The 24,629-nt window shown below is 58.2% G+C and carries 19 protein-coding genes and 2 pseudogenes; 8 read left to right on the forward strand and 13 right to left on the reverse strand.

Annotated elements, in window-relative coordinates; genetic code table 11:
- Nucleotides 1-7 precede the first annotated feature (7 nt).
- Genes RD1_RS03445 through RD1_RS03465 form a run of 5 tightly spaced genes read left to right on the forward strand, consistent with a single transcriptional unit; the run spans nt 8 to nt 3,696 of the window.
- Nucleotides 8-943, forward strand: a complete 936-nt coding sequence (locus RD1_RS03445; RefSeq protein ID WP_011567058.1) for an ABC transporter substrate-binding protein — start codon at nt 8-10, stop codon at nt 941-943.
- The gene (tenA, locus tag RD1_RS03450; RefSeq protein ID WP_011567059.1) at nt 940-1,608 is read left to right on the forward strand and encodes a thiaminase II; all 669 of its coding nucleotides are present in this window, start codon (nt 940-942) and stop codon (nt 1,606-1,608) included. Before RD1_RS03445 ends, tenA begins: the two co-directional genes overlap by 4 nt.
- Nucleotides 1,605-2,306 carry an ABC transporter ATP-binding protein gene (locus RD1_RS03455; RefSeq protein ID WP_085978941.1) on the forward strand — a complete coding sequence of 234 codons (702 nt, stop codon included), beginning with the start codon at nt 1,605-1,607 and terminating at the stop codon, nt 2,304-2,306. The genes tenA and RD1_RS03455 overlap by 4 nt, the downstream gene beginning before the upstream one ends.
- Nucleotides 2,303-2,956, forward strand: a complete 654-nt coding sequence (locus RD1_RS03460) for a TenA family protein (RefSeq protein WP_011567061.1) — start codon at nt 2,303-2,305, stop codon at nt 2,954-2,956. Before RD1_RS03455 ends, RD1_RS03460 begins: the two co-directional genes overlap by 4 nt.
- Complete coding sequence (locus tag RD1_RS03465) at nt 2,953-3,696, forward strand: ABC transporter permease (protein ID WP_011567062.1); 744 nt, start codon at nt 2,953-2,955, stop codon at nt 3,694-3,696. Before RD1_RS03460 ends, RD1_RS03465 begins: the two co-directional genes overlap by 4 nt.
- Before the next feature lie 560 nt (nt 3,697-4,256).
- Here RD1_RS03465 and RD1_RS03470 read toward each other — a convergent pair.
- The 3 genes and pseudogenes from RD1_RS03470 to RD1_RS21250 all read right to left on the reverse strand — a co-directional run.
- A complete protein-coding gene (locus RD1_RS03470; protein ID WP_011567063.1) occupies nt 4,257-5,549 on the reverse strand; it encodes an amino acid permease in 1,293 nt (430 codons plus the stop codon).
- 239 nt (nt 5,550-5,788) lie between these two features.
- A complete protein-coding gene (locus RD1_RS21245) occupies nt 5,789-6,235 on the reverse strand; it encodes an arginine deiminase family protein (RefSeq protein WP_011567064.1) in 447 nt (148 codons plus the stop codon).
- Between the two features lie 13 nt (nt 6,236-6,248).
- Nucleotides 6,249-6,911: pseudogene (locus RD1_RS21250) on the reverse strand (arginine deiminase family protein); the annotation flags it as partial.
- Nucleotides 6,912-7,151: 240 nt separating this feature from the next.
- On the opposite strand from RD1_RS21250, the gene RD1_RS03480 reads away from it, so the two are divergent.
- From RD1_RS03480 to RD1_RS03490, 3 genes and pseudogenes are all read left to right on the forward strand, one after another.
- Nucleotides 7,152-8,153 (forward strand): efflux RND transporter periplasmic adaptor subunit, encoded by a 1,002-nt coding sequence (locus tag RD1_RS03480; protein WP_011567065.1) that lies wholly within the window; start codon nt 7,152-7,154, stop codon nt 8,151-8,153.
- An 88-nt stretch (nt 8,154-8,241) separates the two neighbouring features.
- On the forward strand, nt 8,242-8,652 hold the full coding sequence (locus RD1_RS03485) for an efflux RND transporter permease subunit (RefSeq protein ID WP_044032916.1): 411 nt from the start codon (nt 8,242-8,244) through the stop codon (nt 8,650-8,652).
- A gap of 29 nt (nt 8,653-8,681) precedes the next feature.
- Nucleotides 8,682-10,835, forward strand: a pseudogene (locus RD1_RS03490) (efflux RND transporter permease subunit).
- A 69-nt stretch (nt 10,836-10,904) separates the two neighbouring features.
- On the opposite strand, the gene RD1_RS20410 reads toward RD1_RS03490, so the two are convergent.
- From RD1_RS20410 to groL, 10 genes are all read right to left on the reverse strand, one after another.
- Complete coding sequence (locus RD1_RS20410; RefSeq protein ID WP_245897180.1) at nt 10,905-11,609, reverse strand: alpha/beta hydrolase; 705 nt, start codon at nt 11,607-11,609, stop codon at nt 10,905-10,907.
- Between the two features lie 465 nt (nt 11,610-12,074).
- Complete coding sequence (locus RD1_RS20415) at nt 12,075-12,320, reverse strand: DUF1622 domain-containing protein (RefSeq protein ID WP_050759050.1); 246 nt, start codon at nt 12,318-12,320, stop codon at nt 12,075-12,077.
- 141 nt (nt 12,321-12,461) lie between these two features.
- Nucleotides 12,462-13,913, reverse strand: coding sequence for a GntP family permease (locus tag RD1_RS03510; protein ID WP_011567068.1), 1,452 nt, complete (start codon nt 13,911-13,913; stop codon nt 12,462-12,464).
- On the reverse strand, nt 13,913-14,980 hold the full coding sequence (locus tag RD1_RS03515) for a patatin-like phospholipase family protein (protein ID WP_011567069.1): 1,068 nt from the start codon (nt 14,978-14,980) through the stop codon (nt 13,913-13,915). The genes RD1_RS03510 and RD1_RS03515 overlap by 1 nt, the downstream gene beginning before the upstream one ends.
- A gap of 531 nt (nt 14,981-15,511) precedes the next feature.
- Nucleotides 15,512-17,536, reverse strand: a complete 2,025-nt coding sequence (locus tag RD1_RS03520; RefSeq protein ID WP_011567070.1) for a PhoX family protein — start codon at nt 17,534-17,536, stop codon at nt 15,512-15,514.
- A 561-nt stretch (nt 17,537-18,097) separates the two neighbouring features.
- Nucleotides 18,098-19,111, reverse strand: a complete 1,014-nt coding sequence (locus tag RD1_RS03525) for a DUF4340 domain-containing protein (protein ID WP_011567071.1) — start codon at nt 19,109-19,111, stop codon at nt 18,098-18,100.
- A 24-nt stretch (nt 19,112-19,135) separates the two neighbouring features.
- Nucleotides 19,136-21,025, reverse strand: coding sequence for a GldG family protein (locus RD1_RS03530; RefSeq protein WP_044032919.1), 1,890 nt, complete (start codon nt 21,023-21,025; stop codon nt 19,136-19,138).
- Between the two features lie 2 nt (nt 21,026-21,027).
- A complete protein-coding gene (locus RD1_RS03535; protein ID WP_011567073.1) occupies nt 21,028-21,774 on the reverse strand; it encodes an ABC transporter permease in 747 nt (248 codons plus the stop codon).
- Between the two features lie 15 nt (nt 21,775-21,789).
- Nucleotides 21,790-22,737 carry an ABC transporter ATP-binding protein gene (locus RD1_RS03540; RefSeq protein ID WP_011567074.1) on the reverse strand — a complete coding sequence of 316 codons (948 nt, stop codon included), beginning with the start codon at nt 22,735-22,737 and terminating at the stop codon, nt 21,790-21,792.
- 238 nt (nt 22,738-22,975) lie between these two features.
- Nucleotides 22,976-24,607, reverse strand: a complete 1,632-nt coding sequence (gene groL / locus RD1_RS03545) for a chaperonin GroEL (protein WP_011567075.1) — start codon at nt 24,605-24,607, stop codon at nt 22,976-22,978.
- Between the last annotated feature and the right edge of the window lie 22 nt (nt 24,608-24,629).

Raw genomic sequence — 24,629 nt, forward strand, 5'->3', positions numbered from 1 at the left:
AACCCCCATGAAATACATCATCACCGCAGCGGCGCTATGTGTCGCGACACCAGCCTTCGCTCAAGACAAGATGACCCTGCTGCTGGATTGGTTCATAAACCCCGATCACGGTCCGATCATCGTGGCCGAAGAACTGGGCTATTTCGCTGATCAAGGCCTTGAGGTCGAGATCATACCCCCCGCTGATCCATCTGCCCCGCCGAAACTCGTGGCGGCTGGCCAAGGCGACATCGCCGTCAGCTATCAACCGAGCCAACATCTGCACGTTGCCGAAGGTCTGCCGCTGATCCGTGTGGGCACCTTGGTGGCAACGCCGCTCAACTGCTTGTTGGTTCTGAAAGACGGCCCCATCACAGAGATCAGCCAGCTCAAGGGCCGCAGGATCGGCTTTTCCGTGGCGGGCGTCGAAGAGGCGGTTCTAAGCGCGATGCTGGGTCGCCATGGTGTCGCGCTGGACGATGTCGAGATGGTCAATGTGAACTTCTCGCTCAGCCCGTCGTTGATGTCGGGTCAGGTTGATGCAGTCATCGGAGCCTACCGCAATTTTGAGCTGAATCAGATGGAAATCGAGGGCGTTGAGGGACGCTGTTTTTACGTCGAGGAAGAGGGCGTGCCGACCTATGACGAATTGATCTACGTGGCGAATCCCGACCGGATGGATACCGATCAGGTCCGCCGCTTTTTGCGTGCGACGGAACTGGCAACACAATATATCGTCAACAACCCGCAGGCATCATGGGAGCTGTTCAAAGGCTACGCGCCCGAGCTGGACGACGAACTGAACGCAAGGGCGTGGGTTGATACGCTGCCCCGTTTTGCCTTGCGCCCTGAAGCGCTGGATGAAGGGCGCTACACACGGTTCGAAGCGTTTCTTGCCGAGAGTGGTCTGGTTGAAGGCACGCGCCCTGTCTCGGCCCTTGCCGTCGATCTGGGGGCAGAATGACCTACGGTAAAACCTTCGCGGCCTTGCGGGATAACACGCCTGTCTGGCCCGCCTATACCCGTCATGCATTTGTGCAGGGCTTGGGCGACGGTACGCTGCCTCACGCCGCCTTCCTGCATTATCTGAAACAGGATTACGTCTTTCTGATCCACTTTTCGCGCGCTTGGGCTCTGGCGGTGACCAAGGCGGATACGGTCGCGGAAATGCGTTTGGCCGCTGGTACGGTGAACGGGTTGATCAATGAGGAACTCGCCCTGCATATCAAAATCTGCGCAGAGGCCGGGATTGATGAGGAGACGCTGTTTGCCACGCAGGAACGGCAGGAAAATCTGGCATACACCCGCTATGTGTTGGATGCGGGCCATTCCGGCGATCTGTTGGACTTGCTGGCGGCCTTGGCCCCTTGTGTCATGGGCTACGGTGAAATCGGCACGCATTTGGCCGCCACCAAGACGTCGGACACCTACGCCGACTGGATCAACACCTATGCCAGTGCCGAGTATCAGCAGGTTTGCCACGATGTGGGCGAGCTGATGGATGGGGCAGTCGCGCAACGCATCGGAAATGATCCGGCAACCAGCCCCCGTTGGGCAAGTCTTCAGGCGCGGTTCGCGATGGCGACACAGCTGGAGGTCGGGTTTTGGGATATGGGACTTGATCCGTGAACCAACCCTTGCGAATGACAGGATCCGCGACAATCGACGGCATGCCGATTTTTTCGCAGCTCGATTTGGTTCTGACACCGCAGAGCTGGACCTGCCTATTGGGAGCAAGTGGCGTTGGCAAATCCACGGTACTGCGCCTCTTTGCGGGGCTGGCCGAGGGCGTTACCTTTGACGGGAGCCTCAGCGATCCCGGTCGTGTTGCCATGATGGCGCAGCAGGATTTGTTGATGCCCTGGCTGAGCGTGTTGGACAATGTCATGCTTGGCGCGCGATTGCGGGGGGAGCGTCCGGACAAGGACCGAGCCCGCGACAGGCTTGTTCAAGTGGGCTTGGCGGATCATGCTGACAAACTGCCCCGGGCTTTGTCAGGCGGCCAACGTCAACGGGTGGCGTTGGCCCGTACCTTGATGGAGGACCGCGCGGTTGTGTTGCTGGACGAACCGTTTTCAGCGCTCGACGCGCTAAACCGTGCGCAGATGCAGGAACTCACAGCAGAGCTTTTGACGGGCCGCACAGTGTTGCTGGTCACACATGACCCGAACGAAGCCGCGCGATTGGGCCAGAAAATCCTCATCATGACCCCATCAGGTCTTGTCGAGGTCGCTGCCCCGCGCACCACCATTCCGCGCGACATCTACGCACCGGATGTCGTGCGCACGCAAACAGATCTGTTTGATCAACTTCGGAGGCCGACATGAGCGCAACAAAATATCTGCAATCACTTGTGGCGCAGGACTGGCACGCCGCCACGTATCATCCGTTCACCAATGCCTTGGCCGATGGGAGCCTGAGCCGTGAAAAGATGTCGGGATACTTGCAACAGGACTACCAATTCATCGAGGGGTTTGTGCGGCTTTTGGCATCCGCCGTGGCTCATGCGCCCACACTGCAAGACGCCGTGCCCGGCGCGCAGTTTCTGGGTGTGATCTGTGGCCCGGAAAACACCTATTTCCTGCGATCTGCACAGGCCTTGGAGATTTCGATGAGTGCGCCGGCAGCACCTGAGACGATCGCGTTTCAAAACCTGATGGATCAAGCCCGCCGCTCGGGCCGCTATGAGATTATGCTGTCGGTTCTCGTGGTTGCCGAATGGATTTATCTCGATTGGGCCACCCCGGTTGAAGGCCGCGCAGACGATCTGCCGTTTTGGCTGGGGGAGTGGATATCCCTGCATTCGGGCGATGGATTTGCGCAGGTCGTCGCCTATTTGCGCGATCAGCTGGATGTAATTTGGGAGACGCTTGACGATGACGCCCGCGAAGATGTCACTGCGACCTTCACTGAAGCGGTGCGTTTGGAGCGTGCGTTCTTTGACGCCTCATGGGCCGGCTTTGCGGTCGCAAAATGACCGGATGGCGGGCAGGCCTGGCGGCGACATGTCTGGTTTTGGTGCTCTGGCAGACGGTGATCTGGGCCACGGGTGTCGCCCGTTTCATCCTGCCGCCCCCTGCGCTGGTCGGGCAGACAATCTGGGAAAGCCGTGCCCTTCTGACGGAGCATGCGTTGGTCACGATGGCCGAAGTGCTCATCGGCCTCGTGCTGGGTGCCGCACTTGGGTTCGTGTCCGCCATCGGGCTGGTCGCGTCCCCAACGGCACGCGCGCTGGTACGTCCTATCCTGGTGTTCAGCCAAGCGGTGCCGGTGTTTGCACTGGCACCGATCTTGACCCTTTGGCTGGGCTTCGGCCTTTGGTCCAAAGTCACGATGGCCATAATCATCATTTACTTTCCCGTCACGTCGTCCTTTTTTGACGCCCTGATGCGCACGAACCGCGACTGGATCGGTTTGGCCAAGGTGATGGGCGCAAGTCCTGCGCGCATTATGTGGCACATCAGGATTCCCGCAGCCTTACCGGGATTTGCATCCGGCTTGAGGCTCGCGGCGGTTTACGCCCCCATCGGTGCTATCATTGGTGAATGGGTCGGTGCGTCAAAGGGCTTGGGGTATCTTATGCTTTTGGCCAATGGCCGGGCCAAAACAGACCTTATGTTCGCCGCTCTGATCGTGCTTGCAGTTCTGACGATCCTGCTACATGGCGCCGTGAATAAACTGTGCGAAAAGACATTGGACCGCCCGGAAGGGTCTTGATCGGCGCGAATTGAAAGCCGCATCACATGTCATGTCCGCTTGTGCACGCAGCATTGGCGACGATGGAAAAGTCAGAGGCAACTCTGTCCCGTTCTTCGAAAAAATATTTTGGCTGCCGCAAAAAAATGGTTTGAGTTTCGCGCTTTTAACGAGTTTGAACGGCCCTGTTGCATGGGTCCGCTTTGTACCGGAATGTTGCGCCGACCACCTATCAGGCTGCCGGCTCAACTTTCTTGATTGCGCGATGGGTTGCGATGCTTTTAAGCGTGTTCCTTGCGGCTGCGAGTTATCTAAAGCTCCGCTTCGACCTCTGAAACAGTTTCAGCACGGCACCATCAGCTCCGATCCGGTTGTTGAGGTATTTCCGATCTCCTTAGTTGGAGAACAGGCCAACCCCAAATGCCGGACGTCTCAGGGGAGCAGGTCAAAAGCGTCAAAGGTCATACACGAGCCCGCATCCTGAAGGCAGTCGTCCTTCTTGATACAACAGCTTATTGGCGAAGTGCGACAAGGATCGGTTGGCATGCTAGGGTGTTCATCTTACCGAACCATTGCTGTGTTCACGGAGTGATAGCACCCGAAAAAAGGCCATAGACGCCGATAGCGGCCACTAGAAGAACGATGCCGAAAACGATCAATTCCACTTTTGTGAAGTAAGGCAGGTTTTGTTCCTTACGTGCCCAAAAGTAGAGAACGGTCAGAGGCGCATAGATGACCGCCACCAGGATGATGTATTTCAACCCTGCAGCGACGAACATGAACACCACATAGACCGCGGCGACCCATGCGAAAATACTGTCGCGTTTCTGTTTGCCCTGTTCATCGCCATAAATCTCGTTGGAACGGGTGAGAAGGATGCCGTAGCCAGCGACCAGCGAGTATGGGAGTAGAGATGCGACGGTCGCCATGTCCAGCATGAAGTTGAACGCATCAGCGGACCAATAGGTCGAGATCAGAAAAACTGATATGATACTGTTCGAGAGCCACAGTGAATTCGCCGGCACATTTTGCGCGTTCTCGCGTCCGAACACGCTTGGCATATCCTTTGATTTCGCGGCGGCGTAAGGCACTTCGGCAACCAGCAGCGACCAGGTAAGATAAGCGCCCAGAACCGAAATCAGAACTCCGATTGAGATGAACAGGGTTTCCAACGCGCCCACAGTGGCCTCTAAAGCGCCTGCAAGGGAGGGCTTGCGCAGATCAGCCACCGCGGACTGGGGCATGATTCCATAGGGCAAAAGCGTGATGGCGACCATGATGCCCAACACGCCGACAAAACCCAAGATGGTCGCGCTGCCGACGTCCCGACGTGTTTTGGCATACCGTGAATAGACACTTGCGCCTTCAATGCCGATGAAAACGAAGACCGTGATCAGCATCGTATCCCGCACCTGAAGGAGCAGTGACTTCTCGGGCATGTCGGCCCCGCCCCAGAAATTTGCGCTGAATGTGTCCCAGTTGAACACAAAAACCATCGCGGTTATCGCCACGAAAAGCGGGACAAGTTTGGCGATTGAAACAACAGTGTTGATGAAAGCCGCTTCTTGGATGCCCCGCAGAATGATAAAGTGGAACGTCCATATGCCGATGAGCGAAACGACAATCCCGAGAATTGTACCGCCGTCACCAAAGGCGGGGAAGAAAAGGCTTAACGTCGCACTGATCAACACCCAGTAAAACACGTTGCCGAGCATCGCGCTGGCCCCATAGCCAGATGCAGATAAAAAGCCCACATAGCTGCCAAAACCCGCCTTGGCGTAGCAAAAACGCCCGAATCCAGATTGGGACGTCGCTGCGCCAGAAACTGAAACACACGCGCCAGCATGTACATTCCGGTTCCGGCAATCATCCATGCGATGATTGCGCCGAAAGGACCTGTCGCAGACCCGAAACGGGCGGGCAGATTGAAAATACCCGCCCCGACCATTGAACCAACGACCATAGCCGTGAGCGCCGGAAGCGATATTTTGCGCGCAGACGGAGTCGACTGTGCGTTTGCTCTCGTGGTGTCTGTCATGGTCTGCTTCCTGGTGTTCCCAAAGCGCCGCAGCCTGGCCGCGCGCGTGTCACAAAAAATCTGAACACGCGCGTTTTAGTAAGCGGGGTCGCGTTCAATAGGACAGGTCATACAATGTCCGCCGCCACGACCTCGTCCCGGTTCCTGCCCGGAAATTTCGATCACTTCGACGCCGGCATCGCGCATCAGCTTGTTCGTGTAGGTGTTTCGGCGGTACCCGATGACCACGCCTGGCTCCATCGCGACCACGTTGTTACCGTCGTCCCATTGCTCGCGTTCCGCCTGAAACGCGTCTCCACCCGTGGGAATGACCAATAGGTCTTTCAAATTCAAGGCGTCTTTGTAAACATCGAAGAGATGCCCTTCTTCTACACGCGCATCCAGACCGCCTTTGTCGTCCGGGCGTAGCGAAATGCATGTCACCTGGTCCGCAACTTCGGAGAATGCCGTGACTTTGTCGTAAGCAAGGCACGAAAAAAACAGTATCGAGATACATTGCTGCGCGGCTTTTTGGCATGGCACAGGCGACAACCCTTTGTGCGCCGCCCTTGGCTAACAGAGATTTTGCGACAAGCGTCACCGCTTTATGGGTTGTGCGTTCCCCCATGCCGATGAAAACAGTACCGTTTCCGACAGGCTGCACGTCACCCCCCTCAATCGACGCGTTGGCGTAGTCTTTGTCTTCGTCACCCCACCAGACCTCGAATTCGGCGTCTTTGAACATAGGGTGAAACCTGTACACCGTCCGCATGATGAGCGTTTCAGGCTTTCGCGCAGGCCAGAACATCGGGTTCATGGTAACGCCATTAAACATCCAGCATGATGGATCCCTTTGAAACAGGGCATTTGGCACGGCGGGTAGGACAAAGTCATTATTCGGGATCATGTGCCTGAATTGAGAGGGAATAATCTGCTCAGGCAGATCGGCAAAGACGATGCCCCCCAACATGTGGCTCGCCAGATCCGCCGCCTCCATCTCGTCCAGCCACGGGCGCATGCGCTTGGCAAAGCCAATACCGACAGTCTCTGGCGCAATGATCCGGTCGAGCATGAAGGACCGGGCTTTCGCGTCGTTCAGCGCCTCAGCCAAGAGATCTTGTATATCGAGAACTTCAACGCCGCGTTGCTGCATATTGGAAACAAACTCGGCATGGTCCCTGCGCGCCTGCTCTACCCACAGAACATCGTCGAACAGCAAATCTTTGCAGTTTCAGGGGGTCAAGCGATCATGCGCGAGAGAAGGCCTCGATACGATTACCCTCCTCAGCTTGCCAATAACCTACGCCAACGTTGCCACTTTGCACTGCTGTGTTACCTGCCACCCTGAGAATTCACGTGCTTTTGGACGCCAAGACAGACCTGTGGTGGACCGAACGCCCGTTGACCGCATTAACAGAGTTAGTGACCGCAGGAGCGGCCAACTGGAGGTTGACCAAAAATGGTCCGCAATATTTTTTTGGCCATCGTATCGTTCGCTCTTTCGGGCTGCAAAGAGGAAAACGAAACCGAGGTCACCCAAGAACGTGTGCGCGCCATCAAGACTTACACCGTGACCGAACCTGCGAGCGGTGACATGCGCAGTTACTCTGCCACACTCGTCGCCTCCGACACATCTGCGTTGAGTTTCTCTCTTACGGGCACCGTTGAAAGTGTGAACGTCACAGCCGGTGAAAAGGTATTGCGCGGCGACGTCCTTGCGACACTGGATAATCGTCCATTCGAGTTTGATCGCGACGCTGCCATGGCTGAACTCGTGAGTGCACAAGCGCGTCGGGCAGAGAAACAGGCGGAGTTGGACCGTCAAAGCACACTTTTCGAAAGGGGCTGGGTTGCGCAGGCGGCCCTGGATCAGGCGATTGCCGCCGCAGAAGGCGCGGATGCACAGCTGGATCTCGCAAGATCACGGCTGAGTACGGCAGAACGCAATTTGAATAATGCGGTTCTGACCGCGCCCTTTGACGGTGTGGTCGCAAGCCGCGATGTCGATCCATTTCAGGATGTGCCAGCGGGGCAGGCGTTGTTTCAGCTAAACGCACAAGGCGCGCTTGAGATCGTCGCATCTGTGCCGGACGCCATGGTCAGTCGCATTTTTCTTGGAACGACGGCTGACGTCAGTGTTCCAACCGTGGCGGGATGCGGATGCACTGCAAGGGCCATTGAGATCGGACAGGCATCTGGGTCTGCAAACGCGGTGGAAATCCGCGCCGCCCTTTTGGATGGGCCCGCCGGGCTCATCCCCGGTATGTCCGCAGAAATACAGATCACAGTGGAGAGCGCCTCAAGTGAAACCGGCTATCTGGTGCCCCTGACGGCCATCGCGCCGGGTGACGAAAACGCCCCCGGTTATGTGTTCATTTTTGATCCTGCCGCACGCGTAGTTCGCAAAACACCGGTAAGGGGCGCGGACACCGCGTTAAACAATCTGGTGAGCATCGTGTAGGGTGTTTCAGCCGGGGACGTCGTTGCGTCCGCCGGTGTCAGTTTTTTGCACGACGGGCAATCTGTGAAGCTATTGGGTGAATGAGGCCATGAACTTTGCACGTATCGCGATCGAGAACTCGCGCATCACCATCATTGGTATTTTCCTGCTTGTGGCCATGGGGATCACGATGTTCCTAAACTATCCCAGCTCTGAGGACCCGAGCATCGCTATCCGCACGGCCAGTATTGACGCATCTTTCCCGGGCATGTCGGCAACGCGAGCCGAAGAGCTTATCGCCGTTCCAATTGAGAATGCGATGCGCGAAATCGCGGAGATTGACGAAATCCGGTCCACGTCAAAATCCGGAGCGGTCAAGGTTTTTGTCGATATTCATGACGAGGTAAACGATCTGGAGCCTGTGTTTCAGGACATCCGCAACAAGATCGATGATCTGCGCCCGAATCTGCCCGAAGGCACGCGTGGCCCAACGGTCAACGACGAAGAGGGCCTGAACTGACAGCCCTGCTTGATGAAGCAGAGCAAGAATTGCCCATCGGTCTTGTCCTTGATTACGCAACCTTCCAGCCAGACCTGATCGAGGCGGCGGTGCAATCGGCGGTGTCGAACGTCTATCAGACGCTTGCAATCGTTCTGGCCGTTGTCATGGTTTTTCTGGGGCTGCGCACCGGGCTGATCGTCGGCTCATTCGTGCCGCTCACGATGCTTTTGGGCGTGGTTGTCATGAGCTTTGCCGGCGTCGAATTGCAACGCATGTCGATTGCCGCGATGATCGTTGCCCTCGGCCTGCTGGTGGACAATGGGATCGTTGTTGCCGAGGATATCCGCGTGCGGCTGGAACAGGGTGTTGACCGGGTCAAGGCCGTCTCCGAATCCGTCGCGGCGCTTGCCGTACCGCTTTTGACGTCCTCTCTTACAACGATCTTTGCCTTTCTGCCCATGTTGTTGACACCGGGCGGGACAGGCGACTTTGTAAGGTCGCTGGCACAGGTCGTCGCGATCCTTCCGCTGGGGTCCTGGTTTTTATCAATGACCGTGACACCCGCGATGTGTGCCTGGTTTCTCAGGGTGGAACCAAAACAGAACCAGACGGATGACGGCCGTTTTGATGGGGCGATCTACAAGATTTATCGCCGCCTGTTAGAGCTGACGCTTAATGCACGCCTTGCGGTGGTCGAGGTAACGATTGCCGCCTTCGTGGGTTCGATCCAGTTGCTTGGAACAGTGAAGACCGAGTTCTTCCCCTTGGGCGACCGGAACCAGATCCTAGTCTACCTCGACTTCGAGGCGGGGACAGACCAGCGCGAAACCGAACGCGAGTTGAGGAAACTCACCCGCTGGCTGGCCGACCCGGCGGAGAACCCGGAAATCACCTCACATGTTGCCTACGTCGGTTACGACGGTCCGCGGTTCTTTTTGGCCATCAGCCCCGTCGATCCAGACCCGCAGCGGGCGTTTGCGCTGATCAATACAGAAAGCGTAGAGGACGTTGGACCCGTTCGTGACCGTGTGAACGCTTTCATGGATGCAAGCATTCCCGGCGCTGTCGGTGACGCCAAACGGATGTGGTTCGGCTCGACCGAACCGGGCATCATTGAAATCGAAGTGATCGGTCCAAACGCCGAAGCTCTCACATCGGCAGCCGAGACCATCGTGAACGGCCTATACGACATCCCTCGCACGGTTGGCATCAAGCAGGATTGGGAAAACGAAGTTCTGTCTTTGTCGGTCAATGTAGATCAGGCCCGTGCAAGGCGTGCAGGCGTGACATCCAGTGATGTGGCCAGTGCGCTTGAAACCATATTCTCGGGCACGGTTGTCAGCACCTACCGCGAAGGGGATCGTGTTATTCCAATCGTCTTGCGCGGCGTTGATGATATGCGGTTTTCTATTGCGGCCTTGCAGCGGGCGCAGGTCTACGCGCCTGCAACGGGCGACTTCGTGAGCCTTGGTCAGGTCGCGACCTTCGAAGGGGAGTGGCTGCCCAACCGAATCAAACGGCTTGACCAGCAGCGGACGCTCACCGTCGAAGCGCGCCACTAAACGCTGACGGCTCCAGAATTGTTAGAGGCGTTGCAACCCACGCTGGAAGCGCTCAACCTGCCTGCCGGGCACAGGTGGAAAGTGGGAGGTGAAATCCGGGATCAGGCCGAGGCCAACGAAAACCTGTTCGGCTTATTGCCGATCGCACTCGCGGGGATCGTGATCCTTCTCGTGGGGCAGTTCAATTCGTTCCGACGCGGCGGGATCATCATTGCGACGATTCCGCTTGTCATGATCGGCGGGACGCTGGGCCTTGTCATCATGGGAGCACCTTACGGTTTCATGGTGCTGTTGGGCTTTTTCAGTCTCGCCGGCATTCTGATCAATAACGGCAGTGTTCTGATCGACCGGATCGAGATTGAGAACGCAGCAGGTCATCCCCCGCGCGAAGCAGTGGTAAGGGCCTGCCTTGCACGTCTGCGGCCTATTCTGATGACCACGCTTACGACGGTGCTGGGGCTGGTGTCTCTGATCCTGTTCGGGGGCGCCCTCTTCTACGGGATGGCGAGCGTCATTGCTTTTGGACTGATTGTCGGGACGATCTTTACCCTTGGTTTCGTGCCGGTGCTCTATACGTTGCTGATGCATACGCCGATGTCCAAGGAGGTGCCAACCAGCCGCCAGGAAAAGAGCGCCTGATCTGTTCTTGTCCAAAACACAACGGACGGCATGGCATGACACACAAAAGCCGGCGTCGACTGCGCGGATTTATCCGCGCGCGCCCGATGGTTTTGCACGGAAAATTCCGTCTACCCCAAGCGTAAACTGAGACAGGTCAGGACGCCCGCGTTCCCCGGATTGCACGAGATTACGCAGAACCGAAATCGCCGCGGGCGAGGTGAAGGGTACCAGATGATCGCGGTTTGATCCGTCAGCCAGCGCAGTAAAATCAAAGATGGTGATGTCAAACGCCTCGATATCTTCGGCCCGGCTGAGGTCTCCGACCTTTTGGCGACCAATGTTGATAAAGGCCGAGGCATTCAGCGCACGATCATTCTGTGTCGTCATGATAACGAAAGGATCAGGCAGTGGCATCGTAGCCTGCGCTTGCGCGCGAAAGATGTCAGGGTCACTGTCTGGTGCCAATAGTGCAAGCGAACTGATTTTGTTGAGCACATCGCGCCGCCCCGAAATCGCAAGTTGACGCAGGACCTCCATCGTCAGATGTGCGCCCATGGAATGCGCAATCAGTCGGACTTCTTTATTTGTTTCGCGACTGAGCGCGGTGAGCAGGTCGGCCAGTGCGTCGCGCGAGAACAAGACGCTATCGCGGTCGTAGACATACCCCGTGGCAATGCCGGCGGAGGGCCATGCGAACAACAGCTTTGGGATCGAAATCTGCAAGTCATGGCTGACCTGAGCAAAACGGTGAAGTGCCTCTGAGGGGGTCGTGTTGTAGCCGTGTATGAACAAGACTACTTCCCGACCGGGCTTTTGCGCGATTGTCCTAATAAAGGTCTGTGTCGAGGAGAAATCCTGTTGCGCCACAACCGCGAAATCGGTCGCCGTATCAGCCGTCCCGTCAGGCCACTCGATCTGCCCCAGTTAATGCGTTGGTGGAATCGACACATCGAAACGCGCAGAGCGCGGCTCCGCACTACGGTCTTGCCTTAGGTCAGGTTCTATCGCGCTCGGTACACGTCCACCCGTCACAAAGATTTGCTCGATCCGTGCATTCACATAAGGCGCACCAAAAGCCACATGGTCCGGGATATCGGTGCAGCCGGCGCAGGTAAGAGCGGTCGCCAAAAGGGCTTTTCTCAACACGATACGATTACCTGTTGTAGCCGCATGCCCGTCGACATGCCATGTGCTGGAACAGATTTTCCTATAGTTTGTCGCCACATGCAACAACAGCCCAAGAGGGCCGTCGTTTGCTCATTCGCGCAAGCTCGCGATCGTGGATATTCGCGCATCCAGACGTGACAGTTCACGGTCGAGGAAATAGGCGAGCAGAATTCTGATGACTACGATCGCGCCAAGAACGATGAGATCTTCCAACGTTCGATGTGCAATGCTGTGCAAAATATCCGAGACGATAAGGATTTCAAGCGCAAGCAAAATCAGTTGGCCGAGATTGATCCTGAACCTTATGAACACGACTGCCGGGCTTTCTCCGGCCATCTTTAGCCTGACGGTTCGCACAACAAGATTAAACAGACCTACGGTGAGAAGCAGTATCACGCCCGCGTCGACAATGTCGGCGACAAGTTCGGCAAGGCTGGCAAGGTTCGTTATTGGCGGATCATTCTCTGTTTGCCCGTGTCAAATTCCACCTAAGAATGTCGCCAGCAAGATTACTGCCACGAGGGCAAGCATAGGGACAATCACGGCCACGACAAAGATGTCGCCATACGCCTCCTTGTGGGACAGACCGCAAATGCCCAGGACGGTAATGACTGCACCGTTGTGAGGCAGGGCGTCAAGCGCCCCCGACGCCACGGATGTCACGCGGTGAATCGCTTCAAGTGACGTGTTGGTGGCCGCGGCCAGAGAGACAAACTGAGACCCTAAAGCATCAAGCGCGATGCTCATGCCGCCCGAGGCCGAACCAGTGATCGCCGACAGCGTTGTGACCGAAACAGCGACAGCCACGAGGGGATTGCCTTCGCCAAACCCCAGCATCGCATCGGTGAGGGACTGAAAAACGGGCAAAGCGGCAATGACCGCTCCGAACCCCACAAGGCTTGCAGTATTGAAGATCGGAAGAACGGCTGCATCCGCGCCTTTGTTCAGGCTCGTTTTAATGCTCTTCAGGCGCCGCCAGTTCACAGCAAGCAGAAACAGAATCGACATGGTGAGGGCAAAGACAATCGACCATATGCCGCGTACGGCTTCGATCGTGATCTGACCAAAGAGGGGTTCGGCCAGATAGCCTGTCTCCATCTGCGGTACGACAACTTGTAAGAACAGAAAATTCGTCACCACAACCAATATGACCGGTGCGATGGCTGTGGCGAAACCGGGCGAATCCGTTTTCTCATCCATTGCGAAATCAATCTCGTTGATATCGAAACCCTCGCCTTGGGACCGCGCGTGTGTTTCGGTGTCAACCGGCTTCGGCGCATCATCATGGTCACCGTATCCTTCACCGGCCCGTGCTGCTTGCGATGCACGACGGTTGAGCCATGCCATACCCAATCCAGCCATCACGATGCCAGCTACGATCCCTAGAACCGGTGCAGCAAAGGCGGTCGTTCCAAAGAAGGGCATCGGGATCGCGTTTTGGATTGCCGGTGTGCCGGGCAGGGCCGACATCGTAAATGTAAATGCACCAAGCGCCAATGTCCCTGGTATCAACAGTTTGGGGATGTCTGCATCCCGAAAAAGGGCCGCAGCAATAGGAAAGATTGCAAAGGCCACAACGAAAAGCGACACGCCACCATAGGTCAGGACCGCGCAGCAAAGCACAACGGCGAGGATTGCCTTGTCCGTCCCAAGTCTTGCGATCACCCACTGTGCAATCGACCGGGCCGACCCGCTGTCATCCATCAATTTCCCGAAGATCGCGCCGAGGAAGAAAAGAGGGAAAAACGATACGATGAAGTCGCCGGTGCTGGTCATGAAAACTTGCGTGAACGTGGCAAGCAGGGGCAATGCCCCAGTCAGCGCCGCTGCCAAGACTGCGAGCGCGGGTGCCAGGATCAAGAGCGTTACGCCTCGAAACGCGAGGAACATCAATAGGCCGAGGCAGAAAAGAACAGCGAAAATATCCATTATGGGTCGGGCCTTTGTCTGACCCCACCGCGCAAATGGGCGGGCCTTACACTTTCCTCGAATATCTCCTTTGCACGCCATGTCGTTTTTTTGCCGACATCTGACCAGGTCGTTTTGATCCATTCTTCTGTTGTGTCGCGGCCCAACTCGAAAAGGCACTCGAGAAATTCCATCTCAGTGTTCATTTTACTGGACACGCGAAGCTCACTCATCGCTTGGGTTGCGTGAATGCGATGCATGTGACCATCGTTGTAGGCGGCGCGGTCAAGACCCTCATGCTGGATGACTTCCCAGAGATACCCAAGCGCGCGCAATTCCCGCATCAGGCTTGCGTTGAACGTGATCTCATTAAGTCGGTTTTCGATTTCATACGGGGTTGTCGGGATATCTGAGCGCTCAAACGGGTTGACCTGCACGAAGATCGTATCGAGCGCATCTGTCTCGTCGACCAGCGGAAAGAGTGGTGGATTGCCCATGTATCCGCCGTCCCAATAGGCTTCCCCATCAATTTCAACCGCTTTGAAAACATGCGGAAGACAGGCGGACGCCATAACCGTATCGGCGCTTAGATCGGGTTGGCGGAAAATTTTTGACCGACCCGTTCTGACATTTGTTGCCGACAGAAACACACGGGGGCCTGCATCTGAGTTGATCACGTCGAAATCAAAACAGCCCCGGACGATGTCGCGCAGCGGATTTATGTTCATCAGGTTGAACTGATAGGGCGACGCGAGTTGTCGCGCGAACTGCGACATGATGAAACCGGGAGAATTTTCGAAGCTCCAGGTGCCCCGCAATCGATCCCAGATTGTCCTTTTGTAGGGGCTCACCCGACTGGCTCGTCTCACATTCGTCCAATACCGTCGCAGCAGGTCGCGCGCGCCCTGTGGCCCGTTCTGCGTCAGGCCTTGTGCCAGTGCGACAGCATTCATTGCGCCTGCGCTGGTTCCCGTAATTCCCACGATCTCGATATCTTCAAGCTCAAGTAGGCGGTCAATAACACCCCAAGAGAAGCCACCATGAGAGCCTCCCCCTTGCAGTGCGATATCAACTTTCTTGCTTGGCAAAGACGACGACCCGATTGTTTGGCAGTATAGAAAATTTTTAACCTATGCTGCATTGCGGCATAGAAAAGGCTCTTGCAACTTTTTATCTGCATTTTTCTGCTTGTGGAAAGCCAGTCTTTGTTCAGGGATTTGGTAGCGCAAGAACGAAATTATCGTAGGGCAAGCCTAGCTCGAAACCAAATGTGTCGGCTTGGCTGTTTGGTCAAAGTCATTTTAGCTGCGCCAGCATCGGGCGGTTTTGTCCCGCAGTCTGTGAGTTCGCGCTTTTTCATTTTTCGCGGTCGCAGCGAACGGTTGGTTTGACGGGCAGCGGCGGCATGGTGCGCTCAATGGCGGGCATGGGCCGGTCACGAAAGATCGTGAGCGGACCTAAGGTTTAGCGGCTTTGCTCGCGTGTTTTCGGGAGCTTTTCGTAGAAATTGGAATACGAGCAAGAGCGAACCGAGGCGTGTTTGGCTTTTGACTGGTGAAGTCAATGAATCTCGCGCAGGCTCAAGACCCCGGCGAGAGCTGGGGTCTTGAATGTTCCCTTCACACCGCAATAACGCCGCCATTCTGTTTGGTTACCACAACGACAGATGGGCGCGGCGGCATGGCATCATCAAAGTCGGGCCACCGGGTTGCTGGGTCTTCGAAAGTCGAGTCGCGCTCAAAGCCCTTCAGGTCCCTCGTGCCATCTGTGCCGGGGTGTTGCACAGCGAGAAACAGCGTCCGGCTCTCATCCGCAAAATATGGCCCGCACAGCTCCCCGCCCACCGGGCAGCGGAAGAACAGCTTTGAGTGCCCCCGCAGGTCGCCCTCGGTTTCCAGCGCGTACAGACCATCGGACTTGCCGGTGCGGCCCCAGCCCGACCCCTGATCGGTAGAGATCCAGAGACGCCCGGATGCATCAAATGCGCAATTGTCAGGCGAACTGAACCAACCGTTTTCGGAGGTTTCCGGGTTCCACATCGCCCCGACCTCTTCAATCGTGGGATCGCCACACAGTACCAGAATGGACCAAGTGCCACGGGTCGCGGAATGGTTCTGGCCCTCTTCCTTGATTTCTATGATATGGCCAAAGTTGCTCTCGGGGCGCGGGTTGGCCGCGTCTACCTGATCCAGCTTGCGGCGCGAGTTGTTGGTCAGCATCAGGTAGGCCGTCCCATCCGGGCCGGGTTGCGCGTCTTCGGGACGGTCCATCGGGGTGGCGCCAAGAGCATCTGCAGCAAGCCGTGTATCAATGGCGATATCAGCTTGGCTATCAAACCCGTTCTCGGCCGTCAGCGGGCCCTCGCCGTGGACGAGTGGCAACCAATCAATCGTACCATCATCGTTGAACCGGGCCACGAAGAGCGTGCCTTCGGACAACAGGCTTGACCCGAAATGGCTGTTGGCCTCGGTGACTGGCTCCGCTGACACCCATTTGTATTGATAGTCAAAACGGTTGTCGTCGCCCGAGTAGATCACCAGACGACCATCAGACGCTACCGTCGTCTCAGCCCCTTCGTGACGGAAGCGCCCCAAGGCCGTATGTTTGATCGGCATTGCGTTGGGGTTCATTGGGTCGACCTCGACAATGTAACCAAAACGGTTGGGCTCGTTCGGCTCTTTATCGATGTTGAAGCGGTCATGGTACTGACCCCAGGCATACCAGCGCCCGGGCACGCCGTAGCGCGCCATCTTTTCGCCTTCTGGCTGTTCCGAGACATCGACTTTGCCGTCAGCGTCCAGCTTGTCGGACCAGAAGTACCCGTGAAAGTTCTCTTCGGCCATCAGGTAAGTCCCCCAGGGCGTCATGCCGCCTGCGCAGTTGTTGATGGTGCCCAGAACGGTCATGCCCGCCGGATCAGCCGAGGTGCGCAGGCGCGGGTGGCCTGCGGCCGGGCCGTCAAATGTCATGGGGGTGTTGGCCGTGATGCGGCGGTTCGCCGGGTTGTTGCGGTTGATCGACCATTTTCCAGTTGCGTCTTTCTGGATCTCGAAAACAGAGCCGCCGTGTGCAGCCATTTCGATGTTCACAAGGTCTTCGGTCATCCCCTCGAACCCCGCGCGGTCCTGCCGTCCCAGACCCGGGAACATGACCTCTTCGTTCGTGTATTCGTGATTGACACAGAGCATGCCACGGCCCGGCTCAATTTCGGCAAATCCGACATAATCGTTGTTGTAGCCAAACTGCTGGGACTGAGCCTCAGGCGTTTGGTTCATCACGTCAAATTCAGGCGCATCTGCCGTGATCGGATCACCCCAGCGGACGAGGATATCAGCGTTATAGCCGTCTGCGATATGGTGCGAGGCGTCATTACCCCACTGGAGTTCGTCAAACCTGTATCGGCTATCCGCGGCCGTCGCTGCCTGTGCGGTCTTGGGCGCGACCAGGGCAGAGGTCCCAAACAGCGCCGTTGTTGCGGTGACGCCAAGGGCTCCACGCAGAACATCGCGGCGGCCGTAGCGACGGTGGATGACATCACCGATCGTGTTCCCGAGGTGTGGGTTGGTCGGGATGTCGTCAAAGGCTTCAAAGGCTTCGGCTTTATTGCCGTATGCCGGATCTTGAATGATGTCTTTCTTTTGCATGGCAGCGCACCTTTTGTCAGTTGAACGAGAACTTAAATGATACAGGTTCAAGTTAACCGTGTTTCAGTTTTGTGAACTTTTTGTAAAAGCAACGCTGCGAACAGTGGCGTCGGGATGCACAACGCGTCTGGGAGTACAGGCATAAAATATGGCCGTTTTCTTTCGCTGGCGTCAAAGAGCCCATTGCTGCGCAAGAGACCTTTTTCATAAGCTCATGGAGAACCTCGTTTATCTTTTGGTGGCTTCCACCTTGGGTGCCAGCGCGGTCATTGCTGCTCGGTCCAGCATCGGTCAGTTAGGGTTCAATGCAGACTTGAGAAGGCGCAGCACTCTAAAGCCCGGTGAGGCTCAAGGCGCGACCCTCGTTCGCTTCGCCTGAACTGCTACCCATCAGCGCGAGGGACACTGATGCTTGGCGCTCCTCCAGCGCCCTTGGTTCGAATGGGATCGTCAACCAGTTTCTGATAGCGCGCGACATGCGTGGTCCGGACGCTGCTCAGTGTGCAACTCTGAAATTCAGACATTGAGCCGCAGCCAAGTCGTTTGGCTGCGGCTTTCCAATCAGCTGGCGGTTTCCTCGGTCAGATCCTCCAAAGTCCAGCTAAGGACTTCGGCGTCGGATGACGACATCGAAAACTCAAATCCGGCGGTTGTCGCGGCGAGTTCTTCGGAGATCTCGGTGCCGCCGCTTGCGTCGATGCGGAACCAGCGTGTTTCATCCTCACCCTCGGACCCGCTGACTTGAGATAGAGTGATTGTTGTTCCGTCCTCAAGGCTGGCTTGCAGGGACGGCCCCGCCGCTTCGCTATCGCTCGCCATGCCCGTGCGGACATCCGCAAAGTCGAGCGTCTCGAAGAGCCGGACGATCCGGTTCAACTGATTCTCTGCGGGAACCCGCCCTGTCATCAGCAGCGGGTCGATGGTCAGCGTGCCGTCTTCGCCCGACATGGCAATCACGCTGCCATCTTCTGTGGTGAGGGTCGCGCCACTGAGCTCGACAGCGTCCACTTCCATCAAGCGCGTGTCGAACCAGCCCGCGCGTGAGCTTGGCGGGTCAAGCCGCGCGTGGACGAGCCACGTCGCGTCTTCATCGCCACGCCGGACGTATTGACCGCCGGTGACACCGCCGAGGGTGAAATCCCTTTGGCCGGCGATCACATGGGCAAGGGTGTCGCCATCCCCGTCCAGCAGGATGATTTCGTTTCCGGCACCTTCGTTAGCCCCGACGGAGGCAAGTTGCAGATCAGCATGACGTGCCGGATCGGCGGTCTTGGCCTCTGCAATGGTGGCCATGGTCATGCCGCTGACAAGGTCGCGCAAGGGTTCAGGATCAACTGGGAAACCGGAGGCTGCGTCGACGAATACGCCGTCCCGGGACTCGATGGTGATGGCGAAATCACCTTCCCGGATTTCCAAGCTCGCCACATCGGCGCTGGCGTCGGCAAGTCCCGGGAAGAGGGGCTCGCCAGCTTCGGCAAAGGCGGGGGCGTTGCCACCCCCAAAGAGCGTTGCGCCTGCGGCGACCAGCGACAGGGCTGTGGCGCCGCCAAGCATCAGAAAAGACTTCTGGTTCATGAGATGTCTCCTTTGAATGTCTGTTTATGCCGCAGAACGGGTCGGCAGTGTCCGCTTTGGACGCCGCAGGGCGAAGAACAGCGCAATGACGGCTGCCAGGAAGGGCACGAGGCCCACGTTCAGCGTCGTCACACTGGCCTGAAGCGCCTCCACATCGCTGCGCAGGTCGTATTGAACCTGACGCAGTTCTGCGCGGGCGGCGAGCAGGTCGGCACGCAGGTTTTCCGCCTCAGCCACCATCTCGGCGCTGAAGAGACCGTTCCCTTCACCCTCCTGCGGCGCAAGGTCACGCAGCGCGGCTTCGGTCTCGGAAATGCGGTCGAGCAGGGCTTGCTCGGTTGCGCGGTACTCGGCCTCCGCGGCGCGTTCCATCGCCTCGATCCGGGTGAGCGGACGCCAATCCACGGCCCGGCCGCGCAGGTCGGCCAATGCTGCCCCACCGGCCATCTGCTCAACGGCGTTCAGGAAGAAATCACCGTTGTTGGCAAAGGCCTGCGGGATCTGCGCGCCGAAGATGCTGCGCTGTTGGATCCAGTTGCGGTCCATCAGCATGTCAGCGTCGCCCGAGAGCAGCACATTGGCGGCCTCGGTGCTGGCAATATGATCGGCCTCCCATTCGGAGCCTTCGGGTTTGCCATCCGGGAAAGCCGATGACACCGCACCGCTGAGGCGGGCGATCACGACAGGGGCCGAATCAACCGTCTCACCACTGGTGAGCAGATCGCGGGGATCGCCGAAGCGGTTCGATGCATCCGCCGCACTCGCCAGCACAGCCGCATCGGACATGGTGGCCAGAGGGGTGAGGGTCGGACCATCCTCGTCAGTCGTGAAGCTACCGGCCGTTGTCATGACCATGGCCGAGAGCCGCGCAAGGGCAGGGCTGTCCTGATCGAGCGCGCTTGCATCAAGCCGCAGCCAGGCCGGGTTGCCGACATTCACGTCCCGCCCCTGAACGCGCCGGTTCGTGGCAAGCGCGTAGGTCGGATCGGCGACAGCTTGCGTGGCATCAAAACCGACGCCCCAGCCTTCAAAAAGCGCCGCGAAGTCCGACGCTGCATCCGGCGCGGGCATGCCTTGCGGGCCCATCTGCGTCTCGGCATGGGGGTCCACGAAGGCCATCAGGGCGCCGCCACCCATCACCCACTGATCGAGCGCATAGAGCGTCGGCTCGGTCAGCCCCTGCGGATGCACGACCGCGACGACTTCGGTGCCTTCGGGGAAGCTGTTCACATCTCCCGACAGTATCTCGACGTCATAAAGCTCGCGCAGCATCGCAAGGCTCTGCTGCTCGGCCCCGCCCATCATCGGATTGCCAGAGAGGCCAATACCATCGAGCAGCGCGACCTTGGGCTTCTTGGGCTGGCCCAACTCGGCCACGAGCCGGGTCAGATCGTATTCCAGCCAAGCCTCGCGATCCGGCGAGAAGACCGGGATCGTGGAGCGCCCGTCAGTGGAATTCGTGGCAGCAAGCCCGAAGAACATTGGCTCAGGCGCGCCCGCCAGTGCGATGCGGTTGATGCCAAAGCCCACGGCGCGGTCCTCTGCATCCGAGAAGGGCTCAGGGTCAATCACTTCGAGCGTGATCTGCCCCTCCGCTTGATCGGCGTAGGATTGCAGCATGCCCCGCACGCGGTCGGCGTAGCTGGCCAGTTGCGGTGCAGCCTCCGTCAAACCGTCAGACAGATAGAGCCGCAGGTGCAGGGGCTCAGCGAGATCGGAGAGCAAAGTCTCCGTCCCTTCGGACAGCGTCCAGACTTGGGTTTCGGTGACATCCGCGCGCCATCCATCAAGGGCGCGGGCGGCGAAGATGTTGATCGAGACAAACAGCACGGCGCAAAGCGCGATGGAGGTCCCGACCCTCTGGCGGCGCGACAGGCCGCCGATCCAATTTGTGAGTTTTGTAAAACGGTCCATTGTCATTGAGCCTTCTTCAGGTCCACGAGGAACGTGTTGATCATGAGTGCAAGGACGATGAGCGAGCCGAAGAAGATCAGCGTCGGCGCCTCGATCAGCCCTTGGGTGATGCGCTGGAAGTGTTCGAGCACCGACAGGGCCGCGACCGCTTCCGTCAGCCAGTAGGGTGCCCAGCCGCGGATCGCGCCCAGCACAAGCTCAAGCCCTGCGGTGACCAGAAGGAAGGTCACGATGGCGGCCGAGATGAAGGCGATCACCTGGTTCTTCGTCAGTGTCGAGATGCAGGCGGCAATGGCCAGAAAGGCCCCAGCCATCAGGAAGGTGCCCAGATAGCCCGCCGCGATGACGCCGTTATCGGGGCTCCCCAGCCAATTGACCGTGACCCAAAGCGGCGTGGTCAGCACGAGAGCAACGCCGGTAAAGGCCCAGCCTGCCAGGAACTTGCCCAGCACGATGGTCCATGGCGCAACCGGCATGGTCATCAAGAGCTCGATGGTGCCAGAGCGGCGTTCCTCCGCCCAAAGGCGCATGCCAATGGCTGGAAGCAGCACGAGAAAAAGCCATGGCATCCATGTGAAGAAGGCCGCCATATCGGCGCTGCCCCGGGCAAAGAAGCCGGAGACAAAGAAGGTCATGGCCCCGGCAAGCGCGAGGAACACAACAAGGAAAATCGCAGCAAGCGGCGTCGCAAAATAGGCGCGGAACTCACGGCCAAAGACGACGCTCACCGAAGAAAGCGAAGCAGTCATGGGTCAAGTCCTCTCTTAGTGAATACGGGTGGTCACATCGCGGAACACGTCTTCTAGGCGCGGGCGATAGATGCCAACATCCTCAACGGGCAGATCCGCCGATTTCAGGCGTGTCTCGATCGCGTGCGTGTCCTCTGGCTTGTCATTGTAGCGCAGCAGTACGCGGGTCGAGCCATTCATTCGCTCCATTACCTCAAGCTCTGCGCCCTCGGCCAGTGGCTTGATCTTCTCGATGACCGAGGCCTCTTCCGGCGAGCCAATGCGGATCTGGATGGCGCGCCCATCGTCTTTCGAGCCGACAAGATCGCGTGGTGTGGCGTCGGCGACGATTTTGCCGCTCGCGATGATGACGGCGCGGGAGCACACGGCCTCAACCTCTTCGAGGATGTGGGTCGAGACGATGATGGATTTGTTGGGCGCGATCTCACGGATGAGGTTGCGCATTTCGTGCTTCTGGTTCGGGTCAAGGCCGTCTGTCGGCTCGTCGAGGATCAGCACGTCCGGATCGTGGATCAACGCCTGCGCGATGCCGACGCGTCGGCGGTAGCCCTTTGACAGCGCCTCGATGGGGCGCGACCAGACCTCCGTCAGGCGCACGCGCTCGGCCATTTCGGCAAGGCGGTTGGTCAGCTCGGCTTTGCGCAGGCCCCGCATCTTACCGACAAAGCTCAGAAAATCGGCAACAGGCATGTCGCCATAGGCGGGCGCGCCTTCCGGCAGGTAGCCCAGCTTGGCCTTTGCCGCCGCCGGATCGCGCCAGACATCGTGGCCGCCGACCTCAGCCGTGCCGGTGTCGGGCTCGAGAAACCCGGTGATCATTTTCATCGTGGTGGATTTACCCGCCCCGTTCGGACCTAGAAACCCGACAACCTCTCCCCGTGAAACGGACAGAGAAACATCGTCGACGGCGGTCATATCCCCGAAGCGCTTTTTCAGCCCGCGGGCTGCAACAAGCGTCGTCATTGGTCTTTGCCTCCAGTTCGGGCCGGCGTGCCCGGAACCGGCCACGCCAGCGGTTGAGATCAGACCGAACTTGGAGGTGCTCCCTGAAACACGGGGCCGCCTCTTCTGGACGGTCTCGTGAGGTGGCGCAGGCAGGGCCCGCGTCACCCGTTTTTATCTGGTTGTGGCTATGCCCTCTCACCGTTTTTGGATCGAAAACGACTGGCGGGCTGGCCAGATATCGCGATGCGAACTCGACCTACATCATGCCGCCCATGTCAGGCATGGCGGGGGATGCAGCGCCTTTCCCGGCAGGTTTGACCGCTACCATCGCCTCGGTGGTGATGAGCAGGCCCGCAACGGATGACGCGTCTTCAAGTGCCGTGCGCACAACTTTTGCCGGATCGATCACACCGAAGGAAAACAGATCGCCATACTCTTCGGTCTGCGCGTTGAAGCCGAAGGTGGCATCATCGCTTTCCCGGATCTTGCCAGCAACCACGGAACCATCGACGCCCGCGTTCTCGGCAATCTGGCGCAACGGTGCTTCCAGCGCGCGGCGCACGATGGCGATGCCTGCGTTCTGGTCGGGGTTTGCGCCTTGCAAGCCATCGAGTGCCTTGGCACCTTGAACCAAGGCGACACCACCACCGACGACAATGCCTTCCTGCACAGCGGCGCGGGTTGCGTTGAGCGCGTCGTCGACACGATCCTTGCGTTCCTTCACCTCGACCTCAGTCATACCGCCGACACGGATCACGGCGACGCCTCCTGCGAGTTTGGCCACACGCTCCTGCAGCTTCTCGCGGTCGTAGTCGGAGGTGGTCTCTTCGATCTGCGTGCGGATTTGGCTGACACGCGCGTCGATCTCGGCCTTCTCACCGGCACCATTTACAACAGTGGTTTCATCCTTGGTTATCGCGACTTTCTTCGCGGTCCCGAGCATGTCGATGGTAACACTCTCTAGCTTCATGCCGAGGTCTTCGGAGATCACCTGGCCGCCTGTCAGGATCGCGATGTCCTGCAGCATGGCTTTGCGACGATCACCGAAGCCCGGTGCTTTCACGGCTGCGATCTTCAGGCCGCCGCGCAGCTTGTTGACTACCAGCGTCGCCAACGCTTCGCCTTCCACGTCCTCGGCAATGACCAGAAGCGGCTTGCCTGCCTGAATGATGGACTCAAGCAGTGGCACAAGCGGCTGGAGCGAAGACAGTTTCTTCTCGTGGATCAGGATGAACGGATCCTCGAGCTCTGCTGTCATCTTGTCGGGGTTGGTCACGAAGTAAGGCGACAGGTAGCCGCGGTCGAACTGCATGCCTTCGACGACCTCGGTCTCGGTCTCAAGGCCCTTGTTTTCTTCGACGGTGATCACGCCGTCATTGCCCACTTTCTGCATGGCGTCGGCGATCTGACGCCCGATCTCCGCTTCGCCATTGGCCGAGATGGTGCCGACTTGCGCAACTTCATCGCTGTCTTTGACGTCACGGGCAGCAGCCTTGATGGCTTCGACGACCTTCGATGTGGCCAGATCGATGCCGCGCTTGAGGTCCATCGGGTTCATGCCCGCGGCCACGGCCTTCATGCCTTCGTTGACAATGGCCTGCGCCAGAACGGTCGACGTCGTGGTGCCGTCACCGGCCTGATCGTTGGTGCGGCTGGCCACTTCCTTGACCATTTGCGCGCCCATGTTTTCGAACTTGTCCTCAAGCTCGATCTCCTTGGCGACGGTCACGCCGTCCTTGGTGATGCGGGGTGCGCCGAAGCTCTTGTCGATGACCACATTGCGGCCTTTGGGGCCGAGCGTCACTTTCACCGCATCGGCCAAAGTGTTCACGCCGCGCAGCATCCGGGAGCGGGCGGCGGTATCGAATTTGACGTCCTTTGCAGACATCTTCGTATCTCTCCTGTGTCTC

The organism is Roseobacter denitrificans OCh 114 (genome assembly GCF_000014045.1).
GTDB classification, from domain to species: domain Bacteria; phylum Pseudomonadota; class Alphaproteobacteria; order Rhodobacterales; family Rhodobacteraceae; genus Roseobacter; species Roseobacter denitrificans.

Bases quoted from the DNA above. Each gene is read 5' to 3' on its own strand.
- RD1_RS03445 (WP_011567058.1), top strand. From the start codon at position 8: ATGAAATACATCATCACCGCAGCGGCGCTATGTGTCGCGACACCAGCC.
- tenA (WP_011567059.1), top strand. From the start codon at position 940: ATGACCTACGGTAAAACCTTCGCGGCCTTGCGGGATAACACGCCTGTC.
- RD1_RS03460 (WP_011567061.1), top strand. From the start codon at position 2,303: ATGAGCGCAACAAAATATCTGCAATCACTTGTGGCGCAGGACTGGCAC.
- RD1_RS03465 (WP_011567062.1), top strand. From the start codon at position 2,953: ATGACCGGATGGCGGGCAGGCCTGGCGGCGACATGTCTGGTTTTGGTG.
- RD1_RS03470 (WP_011567063.1), bottom strand. From the start codon at position 5,549: ATGGATGATTGCCGGAACCGGAATGTACATGCTGGCGCGTGTGTTTCA.
- RD1_RS03480 (WP_011567065.1), top strand. From the start codon at position 7,152: ATGGTCCGCAATATTTTTTTGGCCATCGTATCGTTCGCTCTTTCGGGC.
- RD1_RS03485 (WP_044032916.1), top strand. From the start codon at position 8,242: ATGAACTTTGCACGTATCGCGATCGAGAACTCGCGCATCACCATCATT.
- RD1_RS20415 (WP_050759050.1), bottom strand. From the start codon at position 12,320: ATGGCCGGAGAAAGCCCGGCAGTCGTGTTCATAAGGTTCAGGATCAAT.
- RD1_RS03510 (WP_011567068.1), bottom strand. From the start codon at position 13,913: ATGGATATTTTCGCTGTTCTTTTCTGCCTCGGCCTATTGATGTTCCTC.
- RD1_RS03520 (WP_011567070.1), bottom strand. From the start codon at position 17,536: ATGCAAAAGAAAGACATCATTCAAGATCCGGCATACGGCAATAAAGCC.
- RD1_RS03525 (WP_011567071.1), bottom strand. From the start codon at position 19,111: ATGAACCAGAAGTCTTTTCTGATGCTTGGCGGCGCCACAGCCCTGTCG.
- RD1_RS03530 (WP_044032919.1), bottom strand. From the start codon at position 21,025: ATGGACCGTTTTACAAAACTCACAAATTGGATCGGCGGCCTGTCGCGC.
- RD1_RS03535 (WP_011567073.1), bottom strand. From the start codon at position 21,774: ATGACTGCTTCGCTTTCTTCGGTGAGCGTCGTCTTTGGCCGTGAGTTC.
- RD1_RS03540 (WP_011567074.1), bottom strand. From the start codon at position 22,737: ATGACGACGCTTGTTGCAGCCCGCGGGCTGAAAAAGCGCTTCGGGGAT.
- groL (WP_011567075.1), bottom strand. From the start codon at position 24,607: ATGTCTGCAAAGGACGTCAAATTCGATACCGCCGCCCGCTCCCGGATG.